At 50.6% G+C, this 18,620-nt stretch carries 11 protein-coding genes; all 11 read left to right on the top strand.

The features are described from left to right. The first annotated feature begins 8 nt into the window (after nt 1–8). The gene (locus MKQ68_RS19425; RefSeq protein WP_244842441.1) at nt 9–467 is read left to right on the top strand and encodes a DUF2059 domain-containing protein; all 459 of its coding nucleotides are present in this window, start codon (nt 9–11) and stop codon (nt 465–467) included. A gap of 63 nt (nt 468–530) precedes the next feature. Next, the gene (locus MKQ68_RS19420) at nt 531–1,562 is read left to right on the top strand and encodes a hypothetical protein (protein WP_264280553.1); all 1,032 of its coding nucleotides are present in this window, start codon (nt 531–533) and stop codon (nt 1,560–1,562) included. Nucleotides 1,563–1,716: 154 nt separating this feature from the next. Further along, nucleotides 1,717–2,460 (top strand): MlaE family ABC transporter permease, encoded by a 744-nt coding sequence (locus MKQ68_RS19415; protein WP_264280552.1) that lies wholly within the window; start codon nt 1,717–1,719, stop codon nt 2,458–2,460. 12 nt (nt 2,461–2,472) lie between these two features. Further along, nucleotides 2,473–3,300: an ABC transporter ATP-binding protein gene (locus MKQ68_RS19410; protein ID WP_264280551.1), complete on the top strand. Its 828-nt coding sequence runs from the start codon at nt 2,473–2,475 to the stop codon at nt 3,298–3,300. Between the two features lie 87 nt (nt 3,301–3,387). Next, the gene (sucD, locus tag MKQ68_RS19405) at nt 3,388–4,275 is read left to right on the top strand and encodes a succinate--CoA ligase subunit alpha (RefSeq protein WP_264280550.1); all 888 of its coding nucleotides are present in this window, start codon (nt 3,388–3,390) and stop codon (nt 4,273–4,275) included. A gap of 248 nt (nt 4,276–4,523) precedes the next feature. Next, nucleotides 4,524–10,547: an alpha-2-macroglobulin family protein gene (locus MKQ68_RS19400; RefSeq protein WP_264280549.1), complete on the top strand. Its 6,024-nt coding sequence runs from the start codon at nt 4,524–4,526 to the stop codon at nt 10,545–10,547. Nucleotides 10,548–10,620: 73 nt separating this feature from the next. Next, nucleotides 10,621–11,670, top strand: a complete 1,050-nt coding sequence (locus MKQ68_RS19395) for an NAD(P)/FAD-dependent oxidoreductase (protein WP_264280548.1) — start codon at nt 10,621–10,623, stop codon at nt 11,668–11,670. An 86-nt stretch (nt 11,671–11,756) separates the two neighbouring features. After that, the gene (gene aspS / locus MKQ68_RS19390) at nt 11,757–13,508 is read left to right on the top strand and encodes an aspartate--tRNA ligase (RefSeq protein ID WP_264280547.1); all 1,752 of its coding nucleotides are present in this window, start codon (nt 11,757–11,759) and stop codon (nt 13,506–13,508) included. A gap of 318 nt (nt 13,509–13,826) precedes the next feature. Further along, nucleotides 13,827–14,348, top strand: a complete 522-nt coding sequence (locus MKQ68_RS19385) for a glucosaminidase domain-containing protein (RefSeq protein ID WP_264280546.1) — start codon at nt 13,827–13,829, stop codon at nt 14,346–14,348. Between the two features lie 78 nt (nt 14,349–14,426). Next, nucleotides 14,427–15,812 carry a GDSL-type esterase/lipase family protein gene (locus tag MKQ68_RS19380; RefSeq protein ID WP_264280545.1) on the top strand — a complete coding sequence of 462 codons (1,386 nt, stop codon included), beginning with the start codon at nt 14,427–14,429 and terminating at the stop codon, nt 15,810–15,812. Beyond that, nucleotides 15,787–18,516, top strand: coding sequence for an MBOAT family O-acyltransferase (locus tag MKQ68_RS19375; protein WP_264280544.1), 2,730 nt, complete (start codon nt 15,787–15,789; stop codon nt 18,514–18,516). The genes MKQ68_RS19380 and MKQ68_RS19375 overlap by 26 nt, the downstream gene beginning before the upstream one ends. Nucleotides 18,517–18,620 lie beyond the last annotated feature (104 nt).

Raw genomic sequence — 18,620 nt, 5'->3', positions numbered from 1 at the left:
CTCATACCATGAAAAGAATCATCATTACCCTGATCTGTTGCGCGTTTGCAGCAGGTGTTTCGGCACAGGAAGCCGCAAAAGACACATCTAAAAGACCCCTGATCCGCGAGGTGATGGAGTTAACGAATATGACGAAAATGGCGGGTGAGATGGCCGGCGCTATGCTGGATAATTTCTCGAACAGCGGCCTGGGACTGTCGGAAGACATCCTACAGAAGCTGAAGACAGAGATCAAAAAGGAGATACAAACCTCCAACCTGGCAGATATTTTCATACCGATCTACGAACGGCATTATGAAAAGAACGAGCTGCAGGACCTGATCCGCTTCTACAAAACGCCTACCGGCCGTAAAATGATCAATACGATGCCGCAGGTAATGAACGAAGCCATGCAGGCAGGGGAACAGTGGGGGAAAGAATTGGGATTGCGGGTAGCAAAGCGCCTGCAGGAGCAGGGGGACCTGTAAATAAAAGTTTGATAAGGGGCTGGCCGGTAAACGGTCAGCCTCTTTTTTTCGTAATTTCCCTGCATGCAGGAAATCTCGCGTAAAAAGATATTCTTTCCCCTTACACCAGCTTTCAGGAACTACCTGAGGTTGTACGAAAGGGAAGTAAAATTGCCCGTTTCATACGAGGAACTCCGTTATTACGAGTATGGTTTCCCGTTAATCGATAAAGACGGTAAAGACACGTTATGGGAGACGGTGGTGTACCCGCAAAACATGGTGGGGCAGCTGCATGCCGGGCTTAAACGCATCTACTCTATCTTCAAAGCCGGTGGCGACCAGGCTGCCGAAGAACATCTGCACATCGAACGCATCGACTACTGTACCTTCGGCAACTCGCATCCCTTCAGGATAAAAGTGGTGAACAACTATAACGAGGTATACGACTACTTCTACGTAAAAGTCGCCGATGCTTCCCGCATTTACGGGCTGGAGCTGGAACATATCCTGAGTCCGTACTGGATGAGCTACCTCATAGACGGTAACACATTGATCGAAGAACATATTGCCGGTGTACCGGGCGACCAGTTCGTAACCGGTTACCTACAGCGGCCGGAGTTCAATCCCAAACGTATTGCCAAGGAGTTTGTGAAATTCAACGAGCGCTGTTTCGTGCGGTTGTTAGGCGATATGCGGTCTTACAACTTCGTGTTCGACATCACCCCCGATTTTGATGACGTGCAGTTCCGCATCCGGGCAATCGACTTTGACCAGCAATTTTACGAGGGAAAGAAAACCCTGTACATGCCGCAGTTCTTTAAGGAGAACCGTGTGTTCGTGGAGCTGGCCATGCAGCACCTGAATGCGGAGGTGGTGAAACAGTACCAGCAGGAGGAGCGCTCGCTGATTGCCCGTCGGCTGAAAGTACAGCGCCACCGTATCAAAGACCTGCGCGATGTGATCATGACCGACCGTGTATCCTTACCCGAAAAGATACAGCAACTGGGTGATGAGCTGGCGCAACATTATGAAGACCCCGTATTTTCCAAATGCCGCACCATGGGCGAGATCATCGAGCGAAGCCTGAAGCGGCTGCTGGTAAAAAGCCTGCGGTAACCGCAAACCAGGGAAACCCGGCGGGTACCCATCATGCCCATGGCGGCCGGCCATCTATAACATGGCCCAATACTTGCGCCCGGGTAGATATTCCCCGCCAATACTTTGCCGGGGAACATAATACTAAACCCGTTTTTCCTATCTTTGAACAGTTATGGAGTTTAAGTTTTTCTACCATTTTGGTAAATACGTACTGATGTTGAAGGGCATGTTTACAAAGCCGGAAAACATGCGGATGTATTGGAAGGAGTTCATGCAACAGTGTAATGACATCGGTGTTGGTTCTACCGGCATCGTATTTATTATCTCCCTATTCATGGGGGGCGTAACTACGCTCCAAACGGCTTACCAGCTGGTAAGTCCCATCATCCCGAAAGCGACCATCGCCCAGGTGGTAAGGGATACCATCATTCTTGAATTTGCCCCAACGCTTACCTGCGTTATCCTGGCCGGTGTGGTAGGTTCCAAGATCGCCTCCGAGCTGGGGAATATGCGCGTGTCAGAGCAGATCGATGCACAGGAAATCATGGGCATCAATACAAAAGGATACCTGCTGATGCCTAAAATACTGGCGGCTTTGATCACCATTCCCTGCCTGGTAATGATCGCGGGCTTCCTGGGGATATGGGGTGGTAAAGCAGCAGGTGTGATGGCCGGGATCATTTCCAACGAAGAATATACACAAGGCCTTCGCCAGGAATTTAAAGCGTATAACGTGTTTTTTGCCCTCAGCAAATCATTTACGTTCGCCTTTATTATCTCCAGCGTACCAGCCTACTACGGCTATAACGTACAGGGCGGCGCCCTGGAAATCGGTAAGGCCGGCACTACCGCGGTAGTTGTCAGCTGTGTGCTCATCCTCTTTGCAGACTACGCCCTTACGGCCATACTACTTTAAAACAAGACGGGAATGATAGAACTGGTCAACATAAAAAAAGGCTTTGGCGATAAGGAAATCCTGAAGGATGTGACGGTAACCATGGAAGCCGGTAAAATGAACCTCATCATCGGGTCCAGCGGTAGCGGTAAAACGGTGATGATGAAGTGTATGGTAGGCCTTATCGAATTGGATAGCGGCAGCATCCTCTATAGCGGCAAAGACTTTACCGCCATGGACAATAACCAGCGTAAAGAGATCCGCAAAGAAATAGGCATGCTGTTCCAGGGTTCGGCCCTGTTCGACAGTATGACGGTAGAGCAGAACGTGATGTTCCCGCTCGATATGTTCAGCAATGACCGTACACGCGACAAAAAGAAGCGGGTGCAGGAAGTGCTGGACCGTGTAAACCTGAAGGAAGCCGGCAAGAAGTACCCCGCCGAAATCAGCGGTGGTATGAAAAAGAGGGTAGGTATTGCCCGCTCCATCGTGCTGAACCCTAAGTACCTCTTCTGCGACGAGCCCAACTCCGGCCTCGATCCGCAAACTTCCCTGGTGATCGATAAACTCATCAAAGAGCTGACGGTAGAGTATAATATTACCACCGTAATGAACACCCATGACATGAACACCGTAATGGAAAGCGGCGATCACATCGTGTACATGTTCGAGGGCAAAAAGCAGTGGGAAGGAAATAACGAAGAAATCATATTCAGCAAAGACAAGCGTTTGAACGACTTTATTTTCGCCTCCGAGTTCCTCCAGGATGCCAAGGAAATGAGGCAATTGGACGCTTTCAAGGACAAAAACTGGCGCAGCAACCTGAAAGACCGTCCGGGCGCCCGGGAGGAGAAAGCCTAAAATTCCCCGTTTTTCTTATCTCCTTTTCCTTATTTTTGTCCGGCTGTTTTCAATAGCTCAATTAAATTAATCAATAAATCAAGCGCGATGAGTGTTTTAGTTAATAAGCATAGCAAAGTAATTGTGCAGGGATTTACGGGTACTGAAGGTACCTTCCATGCTACACAGATGATTGAATACGGTACGCAGGTGGTAGGCGGCGTAACGCCTGGTAAAGGTGGTTCCAAACACCTGGACCGCCCGGTATTTAACACCGTAGCCGACGCGGTTAAAGAAACTGCGGCGGATGTATCTATCATTTTTGTACCTCCTGCTTTTGCTGCGGATGCTATTATGGAAGCTGCTGATGCTGGTATTGCGCTGGTAGTTTGTATTACAGAAGGTATTCCTGTGCAGGATATGGTGAGAGCCAAAAACTACCTGCAGGGTAAAAATACCCGCCTCGTTGGGCCTAACTGTCCTGGCGTTATTACGGCGGAAGAAGCGAAAGTTGGCATCATGCCCGGCTTTATCTTCAAAAAAGGTCGCATCGGTATCGTATCTAAATCAGGTACCCTTACTTACGAAGCGGCTGACCAGGTAGTGAAAGCCGGCCTCGGTATTTCTACTGCCATTGGTATCGGTGGCGACCCGATCATTGGTACGCCTACCAAAGATGCAGTGGAACTGCTGATGAACGACCCTGAGACTGACGCGATCATCATGATCGGTGAGATCGGTGGTAGCATGGAAGCAGAAGCGGCACATTGGATCAAAGAAAACGGTACTAAACCTGTTGTAGGCTTCATCGCCGGCCAAACTGCGCCTCCGGGCCGCCGTATGGGCCACGCCGGTGCGATCATCGGTGGTGCGGACGATACTGCTGCTGCTAAAATGAAAATCATGGCCGAATGTGGCGTGCACGTAGTAGCAAGCCCTGCGGACATTGGCAAGAAAATGGCCGAAGTACTCAGCAAAGCTGGTGTTCCTGCTTAATTTTATCTTCTTTTTAATATGGTGAGAGAGGTGCTTTATGCGCCTCTCTTTTTTTGTTAGCCAGCTTTTTCTCCTCCCTTCAGCCCCCGTTGTGTCACTCACTTGTGCTTTCACCACGCTATTCGTCATAAGCAGTTTTCCTGCTCGTCATTGGTAATGAATAAAGCCAATCTCGTGTTCAGTCTTCGCTTTTGGTAGTATTGATTATTCCCTTAAAACCTTAACTTAACCGAATAAACGTAACCCATATGTTGCATAGACTGGTTTTATCCCTGACGCTCTTATTATTTACCCATCAGCTGTTGGCCCAACAATTTAACTACGACGCTCACTGGGCGGAGGTAGATAAATATTATGAAAAGTCCCAGCCGCAATCGGCATTAAAAGAACTCGATATCATTTATAAGCAGGCACTGAAAGATGACAGCGAAGTCAATTGGTTGAAAGCCCTGCTGCTGCAAATCCGCATGCAATCCGACATCGACCCGGAAGATTTTGCGCCCTACCTGGCGCTGATCGATGAAAGTATTCCTGCTGCCAAACCGCCTGCCCGGGCTATTTTGTATAGTATGAAGGGCGAAGTGATGTGGCGTTTTTTAACACAGAACCTCTATAATATCCGCAGCCGTACCAGGATAGCGGCGGATACAACAGGTGGTATGGAGAGCTGGGGTATTGACCGGTTACACCAGGAAATAAATAATGCCTATCACGCCTCCCTGGCCGATCCGCAAATGTTGCAACGGCGGGACATCAAACGTTATGACGCTATCCTGTACGGTGAGCAAAACACGCGGCAGCTGCAGCCGACGTTGTACGACCTGCTGAGTACGCGGGCGTTGGAATATTATAGTTCGGGCGGCGTATCTGCCTATAATGCCGGTTCTCGTTTTTATATCCGCGATTCAGCGGGTTATGCACCTGTGGCAACCTTTATTAAATTCAAATTCCCTAATCCTGATACCCTTTCTACACTTGGTTATGAAGCCTTGCAGTTGCATCAGCAAGTACTGGCTTTTAAGGTGGCGACAGGAAGCCGCGAAGCGATACTGCACGCCGATCTGGCGCGTATTGATTTTGTGCATAACAACGATGCCATTCTGCGCAGCCCCTACCAGCAGGCGTTGGAGCGGATGTTAAAGGAGTATGACGGTCTGCCGGAGCATGGAGAAGTTTATCACCGGCTGGCGGAGCATCTTTATAACACCGCCACTACAGGTGATCGTAAAGCAAAAATAGAGCAGGCGATTGCTTATTGCAGGCAGGCGATTGATCGTTATCCAGGCACGCCCGGTGCGGTGAGTTGTCAGCGTTTAGTGGTGAGCATCACTAACGACCACCTTTCATTCAACACCGACCGGGTTAATATTCCCGGCAAACCCTTTCTCGCGTACGTACGGTACAGGAATGCCAGGAACATACATTTTCGCGTCATCAAACTCACCAGTGACCTGAGAAAACAATTGAACGCAGGCGGCTCTTTCATTAACCTGGGAGATTGGAAATTACTGAATGAGCAGCCCGTGGCGACTGCCTGGACGCAGCCGGTACCTGATCCCGGCGACTATAAAAACCATGGAGCAGAAGTAAAGATCGAAGCCTTGCCGGTTGGACAATATATATTACATGCGTCCACCAATAAAGAATTCCGGCCAGACAGTGGTGCTGTGGCCTCCCACGAGATTACGGTTTCTTCCCTTGCTTATTTTCATAACAGCAGCCAGTTGTTCGTTGTGGACCGGGAGAGCGGTAAACCAGTGCCGGAAGCCCGTGTATCGCTGATTAACGCCGGCACACCGTTGTATACGAATGCGCAGGGAATGGTGAACATGCCATCTGGCAAGACCGTTTTTCAGACAATAGAAATCAGTAAGGATGGGGATACGTTAAAAGCCGAAGGATCCTATATGTACCCGGTCCCAACCCGGGTTGATCGCAAAGAAACAAAAATATGGTTCTTTACCGACCGTGGTATTTATCGTCCCGGACAGACGGTACATTTCAAAGGCATCGTAACGGAACATAATATTGGGAAGGTGGGTAAAGATAAACTGAAAACGGGCTATAAGAGCCGTTTGGCGTTAATAGATGCCAATGGTAATAAAGTCGATTCTATCATCGTGACATCAAATGACTATGGCAGTTATACCGGCAGTTTCAGGATACCGACGGGGCTGTTAAATGGGGTCTACCAGGTGAATGATGACGAAACAGGGAGGATACATTCCATCAGGGTGGAAGAATATAAACGGCCGAAGTTTTCCGTTGTATTTGATACGATACGCATTAATTACCGCGCCGGTGATACGCTTACTGTGAAAGGAACGGCTACCGCATTGAATGGCGCTGTTATAGATGGCGCGCACGTTGAATACAAAGTGACGACACCTCAAAGCGATTATGCGATATATGGCCGTGAAGTTGTCAGCCGGGAGCGGTTAGTCGTGAAAGGTGAAACGACGACGGATAGTGCCGGGCATTTTTATGTACGTTTTCCTACCGATACTGCGCGTCGCGATGAAAGCTTGTCGATGGTCAGCAACATTGTGGAAGCATCGGTTACGGACCGTAGCGGGGAAACCAGGGAGGCAAATCATTATGTATTTGCCGGAAATAGAGGCGTGTTCGGAAATATCAGTGTAACTATAAATAACCGGGATTCAATATCAATATGGCCGACTACGAAAAACCTTTCTCACTACACTATACCTGCGCCGGTTACGATTCGGGCTACGCGACTGCAACCACCCGCGAAATTAAAACGCGATCGCCGATGGTCAGTGCCCGATCAGTTTGTGATGTCGGAGGAGGAATTTGAAAAGTATTTTCCACGTGATCATTATAAAGAAGCCTTTTCAGAGGAGGGATGGCCGCGTGCCGCACAGGTATGGAGCCAACATCTAGATAGTGTTGATGGTATTATCAAATTAAACGTAAAAAATTGGGAGGACGGCGTGTACCTGTTCGAGATCGCCGGTGTAGATGCTCGTGGTGATTCTATTTACCAGAAAACCACGACACACCTGGAAGATGTGCGTAAAAAATCCTTCGCGGTGCCCACTTACTTATGGGCGCCCCAAATCGCAAAAACGGGTAAGCCTGGTCGAACCGTGACCACGATGGTCGGTACGTCTGCGACCGGGGCTAACGTAATGCAGGTGGTCACACGCCACGGGAAAGATTCGTACAGCTGGCTGCCGCTTTCGCAGGAAAAGAAGCACAGCGATTTCAGGTTAACAGATGAGGATCACGAGGGGCTGGCGATAGAGTACCTGATGGTAAAAGATAACCGCTTCTACAGGCAGTCTCGACATATTTCCGTGCGATGGGAAAATACGATGCTTGATCTTCAGTTGGCTACTTTCCGCAATAAACTGGAGCCCGGCGAAAAACAAACCTGGCAAATACAGGTGCGTGATGAAAAAAAACAGAAGGCTGCTGCAGAAATGTTGGCTGCCATGTACGATGCGTCGCTTGATCAACTACATCCGCATCAATGGCAGACGCCGGAATTTTTTAATACACAAAGCCTTAACTATCGTAACTGGACAGGCGACGCTTTCCGGACGGCGCAAAGCATCAACTCACATCGGGCTGCGAAGGCTTACGATGTCTTAAAGTCTTTCGATGACGCCCGGCTGAACTGGTTCGGCTGGCAATACCAGGGTATTGCGGGCGGTCGTATCAATAATAACCGTTATGGCATGCCGAAGCCCACGGCAAGTGATAGCCTGAAAGCGGTGGAGATTAAGGGATATGGTTCGCAAAAGAAAGTGTCGATGACAGGCTCGGAAAGTAAAATGATGATCAGGGGGCAAAGTGGAATCCAACTGCCTGGGGACAACCTGGATTATGTTTATAACGAACTAATTCCTCCCAATCGCCTCCCCTTGCCGGGCCGTGTGCCGCCACCACCGCCGCCTGGTGCTGGCCCGGTATCAGCTGCCGCGTTGATCCGCCGCAACCTCCAGGAAACCGCATTCTTCCTCCCACAACTAAAAACAGACGCAAAGGGAAGCATCACCTTCAGTTTCACCACGCCGGAGGCGCTCACCAAATGGCGCTTTATGGCCATGGCACATACGAAGGATATGCAGACGGGTTACACAGAAGCCAGCGTGGTAACGCAAAAAACGCTGATGGTACAACCTAACGCGCCACGTTTCCTGCGTGAGGGAGATAAGATAGAATTAACGGCGAAGATCATCAGCCTGGCGAATAAAGAACTTATCGGACAGGCACGCCTGGAGTTACTGAATGCCGCTACCATGCAACCCGTAGATGGCTGGTTCCAGAATGTTTTTCCGGTACAGCATTTTACCGTGAAGCCGCAGCAAAGCACTGTGGTGAGTTTCCCGTTGCAGATACCTTTCGGGTATAATGATGCGCTGGTATACCGGGTAGTGGCGGAAGCGGGCGACTTCAGCGATGGGGAGGAAAATGCGCTGCCTGTCCTCAGTAACCGCATCCTGGTCACGGAAACAATGCCGCTGCCCGTACAGGGCGACAACCCTGTCACTTTCAAAATGGAAAAGCTGCTACACAGCGATACCATCGAAGGATTACAACATCATGCCGTAACAGTGGCGTTTAACGCCAACCCGGTGTGGGACGCTGTTAAGTCACTGCCCTACCTGATGGAATATCCTTACGATTGCTCCGAGCAAACCTTCAACCGTCTTTACGCCAACGCGATCGGCGCACACCTGGTAAACAGGACACCTCGCATCAAGGCGGTATTCGGGCAATGGCAGGCTGATACAATGGGTATGACGAGTAAGCTGGAAATAAACGAGGAGCTGAAATCGGCCTTACTGGAAGAAACGCCCTGGGTGCTAGATGCGAAGAACGAAGTGGAACAACGCCACCGACTGGCCTTGTTGTTCGATTTGTCTTTGATGGAGCATTCTATGAACTCCATTAAAGAGAAGCTGAAATTTATGCAAACCAGCGAAGGTGCTTTCTCCTGGTTTAAAGACATGCCTGGCAGCTACTACATCACGCAGTATATCGTTTCCGGGTTCGGGCACTTGCGGCAGCTGGGCATTACGGGGCTGGAAAATGACGAAGCGATCAAAACGATGATGCACGATGCATTGGGCTATCTCGATCGGCAGATACTGGAACGTTACCAGCAGGAGATGAAAAAGAACATCCAGGGCTATCACAGTATGGTGTATCATTTATACATGCGCAGTTTTTATAAAGATTGGGTGATACCGGCGGCGAGTAGACCTGCGTATGAGCATTATTTCAAACAAGTGAAGAAAGACTGGCGCAGGTACAACAACTATGGCAAAGGGCTGGCAGCACTGGCTTTACACCGTGAGGGCGACAGCCGTGCGGCGCAGGAAATACTGGCATCCGTAAAAGAACATGCGCTGCAAACACCTACTGACGGAGCTTACTGGAAAGAGCCACGCGGTTATTACTGGTACGAGGCGCCGGTGGAAACACAAGCCCTGATGATTGAGGCATTCAGTGTGGTGACGAAGGACAGTGCTTTCGTAACAGCGCTTAAAACCTGGCTGCTCAAAAACAAACAAACCAACAGCTGGAGTACGACGAAAGCCACGGCGGAAGCCTGCTATGCCCTGCTCATCGGCAACAATTGGATGCATGAAGACCAGCACGTGCAAATCAAACTGGGAGAACAAGTCATCGATTCCCGCCATGAAAAGCAGGAAGCCGGCACCGGTTATTTCAGTAAACGTTTCGAAGGTAAAAGGGTAACACCTGGTATGGGAGAGGTCACCATTCAATTGCAGAACAGTACCGGTCAGCCGGCATGGGGCGGCCTGTACTGGCAGTACTTCCAGGATATGGATAAGATCACGGCCAGTGCCACACCGCTTACAATAGAGAAAGAATTATTCATACAGCAAACCGATAGTAAAGGTACCGTGCTCACGAGGATCACGGAAGGCAACGCGCTGAAGGTGGGCGATAAAGTGACGGTACGTATTATCATGAAAGTGCAGCAGGAGATGGAATACCTGCATCTTAAAGACCTGCGCGCCGCCTGCTTCGAACCGGTGAACGTATTAAGCGGCTACCGCTGGCGCGATGGCATCGGGTATTATGAAAGCACTAAGGATGCTTCGACTAATTTCTTCTTTTCTTCTGTACGGCCGGGCACGTACGTGTTCGAATACCCGGTTTTCGTGACGCATACCGGCAGTTATTCGAACGGCATCAGTACCCTGCAATGCATGTACGCGCCGGAGTTTAGTGCGCATAGTGACGGGGAAAAGGTGCGGGTTACCGAATAAACAAACTTATCATTACGGCCGGGCGAGGAGCCCGGCCGTTCTTTTTCTTGGCAGAATTTCTCACCTTTGCCGGATGCAAACCGATTTTATCATTGTAGGACAAGGTATTGCAGGCACCATGCTCAGCTGGTTCCTGCTGCAGGAAGGCAAAAGCGTACAGGTATTTGACGTGGAGAAGCCGAACAGCTCCTCGCGCGTAGCGGCGGGCATCATTAACCCGGTATCGGGCCGCAAGTTCGAGCTGGCGTGGATGTACGATACATTTTACCCTTTTGCGCTGGAAACTTACCGTAAAATGGAAAAAAGCCTCGGCATCAGTTGCTTTACCGAGCGCGATATCCTGCACGTATGGCCATCGGAGCAAATGCGCGATGCCTTCGTAAAAAGACAAAACACTGCCCCGCAAAACGCTTACTTCAAGACGGCTGCGGATGCCGATACGGAACACTTGTTTCACCAGCCACTGGGTACTGCCAGGGTACAGGGAGCTACCGTAAACCTGGGCGCCCTGCTGCCCGCCTGGCGCCAGCACCTGAAAAGCCTGGGCTGCCTGCACGAAGAAAAAGTAGACGTGATGCAGCTGGCTATGGACGGCGACTGCCTGAAGTATAAAGACATTACGGCCAATTACGTGATCTTCTGCGAAGGCGCCGATATTGCCGACAACTATTACCTCAACGAGATACAGTTCCTGCTCAACAAAGGAGAGGCGCTGCTGATCAAAGCACCCGGCCTCGACAACCAGCAGATCGTGAAAAAGAGCATTACGCTGGTACCCCAGGGCAACGACCTCTACTGGGCGGGCTCCAACTTCGACTGGGATTTTGAAGATGCCACCCCGGGCGACAATCAGCGTAAAGAGCTGGAAAGCTCCCTGCAGGAGCTGCTGAAGGTGCCTTTCACCGTGGAAGACCATGTAGCGGCCATTCGTCCCAGTACGAAGAACCGCCGTCCTGCGGTTGGTCTGCATCCAACGGTGCCGCAACTGGGGGTACTCAATGGTTTGGGTACGAAAGGCTGCTCCCTGGCGCCTTACCTGGCTTGGTTGTTTGCGCAAAACCTGGTGAAAGAGACGCCCATGCTGCCTGAAACAGATATTAAACGGTATTTTAACGCCCCCTGATAGAAATTAAGAAGGGCATACCGTATATTTGACGCCCTGACGGCCCCGCCGCCAGTACAGATATTAAAACGGAACAATCAAAAGATATGTATAGATCGCACACTTGCGGAGAATTGCGCATGGAGCACGTTGGTCAGCAGGTTTCGCTGGCCGGCTGGGTACAAACTACCAGGAGGATCAGCAAAACCATTTTATTCGTTGACCTACGCGACCGGTACGGTGTTACGCAGCTGCTGATGGGCGAAAACCTCGTGCAGCAGCTGGAAGAACAGCCCCTGGGCCGCGAGTTCGTAATACAGGTGAAAGGTAACGTAACCGAACGTGCCGCCAAAAACCCGAACATGCCTACCGGCGATATCGAGATCAGCGTTTCCGAACTGACTATACTTAACGGCGCCAAAACGCCCCCCTTCACTATACAGGACGATACCGACGGCGGTGACGAGCTGCGCATGAAATACCGCTACCTCGACTTACGCCGTAATGCCGTAAAACAAAACCTGGAACTGCGCTACCGCGTTAACCGCGCTGCCCGCAACTTCCTCGATACCAAAGGTTTTATGGATATTGAAACGCCCTTCCTCATCAAATCGACCCCGGAAGGTGCGCGCGACTTCGTAGTACCCAGCCGTATGAACGATAACCAGTTCTACGCCCTGCCACAAAGCCCGCAAACGTTTAAGCAACTGCTGATGGTGAGCGGGTACGACCGCTACTACCAGGTAGTAAAATGCTTCCGTGACGAGGACTTGCGTGCGGACAGGCAGCCGGAGTTCACGCAGATCGACTGCGAAATGAGCTTCGTAGAGCAGGAGGACATCCTCAACACGTTTGAGGGAATGACCAAATTCATCTTCAAAGAAATTAAAGGCATCGAGTTTAACGAAGCGTTCCCGCGCATGACCTGGGACGATGCCATGAAATACTACGGTAACGATAAACCAGACATCCGTTTCGAGATGAAACTGGTAGACTTTACGGCTGCTGCGCAAGGCAACGGCTTTAAAGTGTTCGACGATGCGGAACTGGTAGTAGCGATCGCCGCGAAAGGTTGCGCAGAGTACACCCGCAAACAACTGGACGAACTTACTGATTGGGTGAAACGCCCGCAGATCGGCATGAGCGGCCTGATTTATATCCGCTACGGTGCCGACGGTTCGCTGAAAAGCTCTGTAGACAAGTTTTTTGACGAAAGCAAACTGAAAGGTTTCGTAGAACTGGCCAACGCCCAACCCGGCGACCTGATACTGGTACTGGCCGGTAAAGAAGAGCGTACCCGTAAAGCCATGAGCGAACTGCGCCTGGAAATGGGCGAACGCCTGGGCCTGCGTGATAAAAACGTGTTCAAACCCCTGTGGGTGATCGATTTCCCGCTGTTTGAGTACGCGGAAGAAGAAAATCGCTGGGTAGCGCGTCACCACCCGTTCACATCTCCTAAACCGGAGCATATCGAGTGGATGAACGACCTGAGCAAATATGCCGATATTAAAGCCAACGCATACGATATCGTATTGAACGGTACCGAGATTGGTGGCGGTTCTATCCGTATTTTCCAGCGCGAACTGCAGGAAAAGATGTTTGCCGCCCTGGGTATGACGCCTGATGAGGCGAACCACAAGTTCGGCTTCCTTCTGGGGGCATTCGAATACGGTGCACCTCCGCATGGTGGTATTGCCTTCGGCTTCGACCGCCTTTGCTCCCTGCTGGGCGGCAGCGAAAGCATCCGCGACTTCATCGCCTTCCCGAAAAACAACTCTGGCCGCGATGTAATGCTGGACGCTCCGAGCGAAATCGACCAGCCGCAGCTGGACGAGCTGAAGCTCATTTTGAAGAAATAATAGGGTAATAAGTACATATGAAAGCGGGCGCCTTCGGGTTAGCCCGCTTTTTTCTTTTAAAGCTGAGGAGCGTGTTGCCGTTGAAGGGAGTGACACAACGGGGGCTGAAAAGGGGAGTAAAAGCTGGTTCCCAAACCCCAAATGTGGAAATTTTACGGGTTTTTAACATCTTGCCGTAACGGGCTGTAACCCATCCGTTTATGGCACGGTTGAGGGCGGTTTTGTATTAAATCATTGCAATTTTATGTCATATATATCCATTTTTTATGCAATTTGTCTTAATATTGCCCCGGTACAACCTATAAATTGTCAACTTTGATGCGTCTTCGAAAACATATCAGAAGGACTTTACTCATCGGCGGGCTTTGTGTTTGCTCGATGTTTGCGCATGCGCAGACTCGGACGGCCAAAGCTTACATCAAGGAGTATTCCCCTGTAGCGGTTTCCCTGATGCAGGAAACCGGGATACCGGCCAGTGTGATGATAGGCGTTGCGATGTTGGAGTCTGGCATGGGCACCAGTCGTAATGCTAAAATGCTGAAGAACCACTTCGGCATCGTGGGAAAAAACAACCTGGCCAAACGCGGCGAAACCTACCGGTCCAAATACCGGGAGTACAAGTCGGTGGATGAGTCCTACAAACACTTTGCGAGAGTGATCGCGAAGAAGAAGTGGTTCTCACAGCTGAAAGGTACTACGGATGTGGCCGTGTGGTTAAAACATATGTCGCACTCGGGATATTCGAGCGCGGGAGACATATGGATTACCAGGGTATCGGCCATGATTAAACGTTATAAATTATATGAGCTCGATGGCAATTTAGAACTGGCAAAAGAATAGTTTTGTACGCGGAAACAATATCCAAATAAGTGATCCCGTTTTTGGATATGTCCACTACCTAAGAACATTCATTTGTATATGCCGTCAACAGGAAATAAAAATCCATATCCGCTCTTCATCATTACCGCAACACTTGGCTGCCTGATCGCCATTTCTTTTGTGAACAGGAGCTTTTCCCTGAATGGTCATACCTTTCGCACGCTGGACATACTGGCCGATCTGAAGTCTTCGCCGGCCGACAGCACGGAAGACAGCGATGATCCTGAATCGGTAACAGTGGCATCCAAAGACGGTGATTCTACCGCTGCTCCCCGCATAATTACTGCCCGCAATTATCTTACTTACGACGGCCTGGTCGATTACGGTATTCTTAAACCACAGGACTCCTCATACGGTATTTCGCATTTCATGAACGCGCTGCACGAGTTGCAGACCGGTAAACGTAAAAAAGTACGTATAGCCTACTTCGGCGACTCTATGATCGAAGGCGATCTTATCACCCAGGACCTTCGAGACCGCTTGCAGGCCTACTTTGGCGGTAACGGTGTGGGATTCGTACCTGCTACGTCCATCGTGGCATCGTTCCGTACGAGCATCGGGCATACCTTCTCTAAAAACTGGAAAGATTATCACTATAAAAACGATCCCCCGGCCAGCGTGGCACTGGGTTTATCGGGCCATACCTTTTACCCTTCAGGACAAAGCTGGATTCGTTATGTGCCGGTGAAGCGTCCGCACCTCGACCACTTTGGCGAGGTAAGCGTGTTGTACGGCAATGCGAATGGCAACCTGCTGGTGAACGACAAAAGTGTGCCGCTGCAGGGCGGCGAGGCGCTGAATGCGGTCACCATTCACCTGGATTCGACCCGTACCGATGTAACCCTCAGCTTTAATGGGGACGATCAGCTGCCGGTGTACGGTGCGGCGTTCGAGGACGGACAGGGCATTTATGTCGATAACTTCTCCTTTCGCGGCATCAGCGGTATTGAGATGGCTAAACTCTCCAGGCAGATGTGGGAGGATGTACAACGCGTACGGCCCTACGACCTGGTGGTATTGCATTACGGCGCCAACGTACTCTGGAAGCCCGAGCTGACCGACTACGACTGGTACGAAAAACCCATGAGCAAAGTGGCCGACTCCCTGCGCCAGGTGCTGCCGCATACCTCTATATTAATGGTGGGTTGTGCAGACAAGTCGTACCGTAAGAACGGTACCTACGTTACCGCGCCTGGCGTAAAAGCCCTGCTGAAAACACAACATAAAATAGCCAGCAAGTACGGCTTCGCCTACTGGAACCTGTTCCACGCCATGGGTGGTGAAGGTTCTATGAAAAAGTGGGTGGAGAGCGATACGGCGCTGGCCAATAAAGATTATACACACTTCAACTTCCGCGGCGCCTCTAAAGTAGGGGAGCTGCTGTACAAAGCCATCATGGATGAATATAAACTGGAAACGCATTAGTAAAGCTGCGATTGCCAGTTTACTCATATTAGGGACAGTAACGGCGACGGCGCAACGTACCAAAAAGAAACCTGTAAAAAAAGTAGCGACGGCCAAGCCGGTCTTTTCGCCGGTGGGCATCGTGAATCAGCTGATGAACGACAGCTGCCTGGTACCATTTTTTCGCAAAGCGGAAAATGCAGACGAAGTATCGGTACTTCACCTGGGCGATTCGCACCTGCAGGCAGGCTTTTTTCCGGGTACGGTAGCGGCAAAGTTGCAGGAGCAGTTTGGGAATGCGGGGCGCGGATATGTATTTCCGTATAATGTAGCGAAAACCAACGGTCCGACAGATTATCACTGGGGGACCAACTCGGCCTGGCAGGCAGCCAGGGTGGTAGAGAAAACCAACTGGTATACGGGTCCGGGCGGTATTGTATTATACTCCCAGCAACCTTCGGCCGACCTGAGCCTGACGTTGCGGAGCGGCACCATCAGCACAGCAGAAGTATTGTACGAAGGCGGCGCCCTCGGCGATGCGTCGGTGCAACCACTGCCGGGAGCGGGTAATGGTTTGTCGATGGCTACGCTGCGTTTCCCTGAAGGCACCACTACCATGGGCCTGCGCTGGTCCGGTGTGCCAGATACGAAATTTTACGGGGCGGTGTTACGTAACGGGCAGAAGGGGTTATTATATCACACCGTAGGAATTAATGGAGCCATGTTTTCCAATTATAATAATATGGACCTGAGCCTGCAGGTACAGGCGGCCTGGCTGCGGCCCAACCTGGTGATATTATCGCTGGGTACCAATGAGGCCTTCGGGTATTTGTCTGCCAGCCAGTTTCGTGCGGAGATCGACGAGACGGTTACCACCTTGCGCAAGGCCAGTCCGGAAGGAACCGTGTTCATTTTAACCACGCCGCCCAGCGGGATGGGGAAGGCGGTGAGAACACCCTATCGTAAAAAAGTGAACGGGAAATATAAAACCTATTACCGCAGTAAGTTCAGGACCAATGCCCACGTAGCCGTGCTCCGTAACGAGATCGTCAGCTACTGTCGGGCGGAAGGACTGGCCTGCTGGGACTTTTATAACATCATGAAAAGTGACGCCCGCTTTAGCCGTGGCTGGGCCGCCGACCATTTACATTTTAACGCAACCGGCTACAACCTGCAGGGGACTTTGCTGGCAGAGGCCATCCTGAAGGCTTTTAAAAATACCATAACCTATAGTAACATGTTAACGCTGGAGAAGCTTATCTCGCAATTGCTGTACGATCCAAAAGATCCGATACTGTTTAACAGCGCCTTCTTTCTCTTCTTTTTCGCCGCCTTCCTGGTATGTTACCAACTGGTGAGCAACAGCATCCGTGGCCGGGTGTGGGTGTTTACCCTGTTTTCGCTTTACTTCTTTTACAAGGCCTGCGGTATGTACGTGGGGTTGGTGATCATTGCGGCCATCGTCGATTTCTATTTGTCGAACACCATTCACCGGTCGCAAAGCCAGCGAACACGCAAAGCCTTACTGGTATTTAGTATCATCATTAACCTGGGGCTGCTGTTCCTGTTCAAATACACCGACTTCTTTATCGGCGTGTGGAATGATTTGTCGCACGGGCACATTACCCCGCTTGGGCTGTTGCTGCCTATCGGGATTTCGTTCTATACCTTCGAGAACCTCAGTTATACCATTGACGTGTACCGGAAGGAGATCAATCCCGTCACCGACTTCCTGGATTATTTATTCTTCCTTTCCTTTTTCCCCAAACTGATGATGGGGCCTATCGTTCGGGCGGCCGACTTTATTCCGCAGATCTATAAGCCTTTTCATGTGGATGCGGAGGATATTGGGAAAGGCATGTACCTGATACTAGGAGGGCTGATCAAAAAAGTGATCATCTCCGACCTCATCTACCAGAACTTCGTGGTATTTATTTTTGATGATCCCAGCCGCCATACCGGTCTTGAATGCCTGTTGGGCGTGTATGGGTATGCGTTGGTGATCTATTGCGACTTTTCCGGTTACTCCGATATGGCCATTGGTATAGCCCGCTGGACCGGGTTTAAGATCCCGCAGAACTTCGACACGCCGTACAAGAGTGCGAGCATTACCGAGTTCTGGCGGCGCTGGCATATTTCGCTCTCCTCCTGGCTGCGCGATTACCTGTATATTCCGCTGGGCGGCAACCGTAAGGGTAAAGTGCGGCAATACATCAACCAGTTTTTAACCATGTTGATAGGAGGCTTCTGGCATGGCGCCAACTGGACATTTATATTATGGGGCGCCTTGCATGGGCTTATGCTCGGACTGGACAAAACCCGTATGAACTTTATGAAAGCCCGGGGCTGGGACAAATGGACCGGCCCGAAACGGATGGCACTACGCGTGGCGGGCATCCTGTTTACCTTCCACTTCGTATGTTTCTGCTGGATCTTCTTTCACGCCCGCACCTTTGATATTGCGTTGAGCCTGTTGCACCAGGTGGCGTACGACTTCCGTGGAGATTTATTCGTGAGCGTGGTGAGCGGTTACCCGGCGGTGTTTGCGCTGATGCTGGCAGGTTTTGTGTTGCACTTTATGCCGCATTTAACCTGGCAGAAGATGGAATTGCGGTTAGCGCGGCTGCCATTGTGGGGGAGCGTGGCCGTTATGGTGATCTTCATTTGGGTGCTGGCGCAGGTGAAATCCAGCGAGCCGATGCTGCCAATTTACCTCCAGTTTTAGGATGAATTTTCATAAGAGAAAAACTGTTTAGCCGGAGATTAGCAACCACGGCGGTTTTATACGCATTAAATAAAATTGAAAGACATAGAAAATTTTCTCTATGT

The organism is Chitinophaga horti (assembly GCF_022867795.2).
Lineage (GTDB): Bacteria > Bacteroidota > Bacteroidia > Chitinophagales > Chitinophagaceae > Chitinophaga > Chitinophaga horti.
This window is presented reverse-complemented; position numbering and strand designations above follow the sequence as displayed.

Bases quoted from the DNA above. Each gene is read 5' to 3' on its own strand.
- aspS (WP_264280547.1), top strand. From the start codon at position 11,757: ATGTATAGATCGCACACTTGCGGAGAATTGCGCATGGAGCACGTTGGT.
- MKQ68_RS19425 (WP_244842441.1), top strand. From the start codon at position 9: ATGAAAAGAATCATCATTACCCTGATCTGTTGCGCGTTTGCAGCAGGT.
- sucD (WP_264280550.1), top strand. From the start codon at position 3,388: ATGAGTGTTTTAGTTAATAAGCATAGCAAAGTAATTGTGCAGGGATTT.
- MKQ68_RS19375 (WP_264280544.1), top strand. From the start codon at position 15,787: ATGAATATAAACTGGAAACGCATTAGTAAAGCTGCGATTGCCAGTTTA.
- MKQ68_RS19380 (WP_264280545.1), top strand. From the start codon at position 14,427: ATGCCGTCAACAGGAAATAAAAATCCATATCCGCTCTTCATCATTACC.
- MKQ68_RS19400 (WP_264280549.1), top strand. From the start codon at position 4,524: ATGTTGCATAGACTGGTTTTATCCCTGACGCTCTTATTATTTACCCAT.
- MKQ68_RS19415 (WP_264280552.1), top strand. From the start codon at position 1,717: ATGGAGTTTAAGTTTTTCTACCATTTTGGTAAATACGTACTGATGTTG.
- MKQ68_RS19385 (WP_264280546.1), top strand. From the start codon at position 13,827: ATGCGTCTTCGAAAACATATCAGAAGGACTTTACTCATCGGCGGGCTT.
- MKQ68_RS19395 (WP_264280548.1), top strand. From the start codon at position 10,621: ATGCAAACCGATTTTATCATTGTAGGACAAGGTATTGCAGGCACCATG.
- MKQ68_RS19420 (WP_264280553.1), top strand. From the start codon at position 531: ATGCAGGAAATCTCGCGTAAAAAGATATTCTTTCCCCTTACACCAGCT.
- MKQ68_RS19410 (WP_264280551.1), top strand. From the start codon at position 2,473: ATGATAGAACTGGTCAACATAAAAAAAGGCTTTGGCGATAAGGAAATC.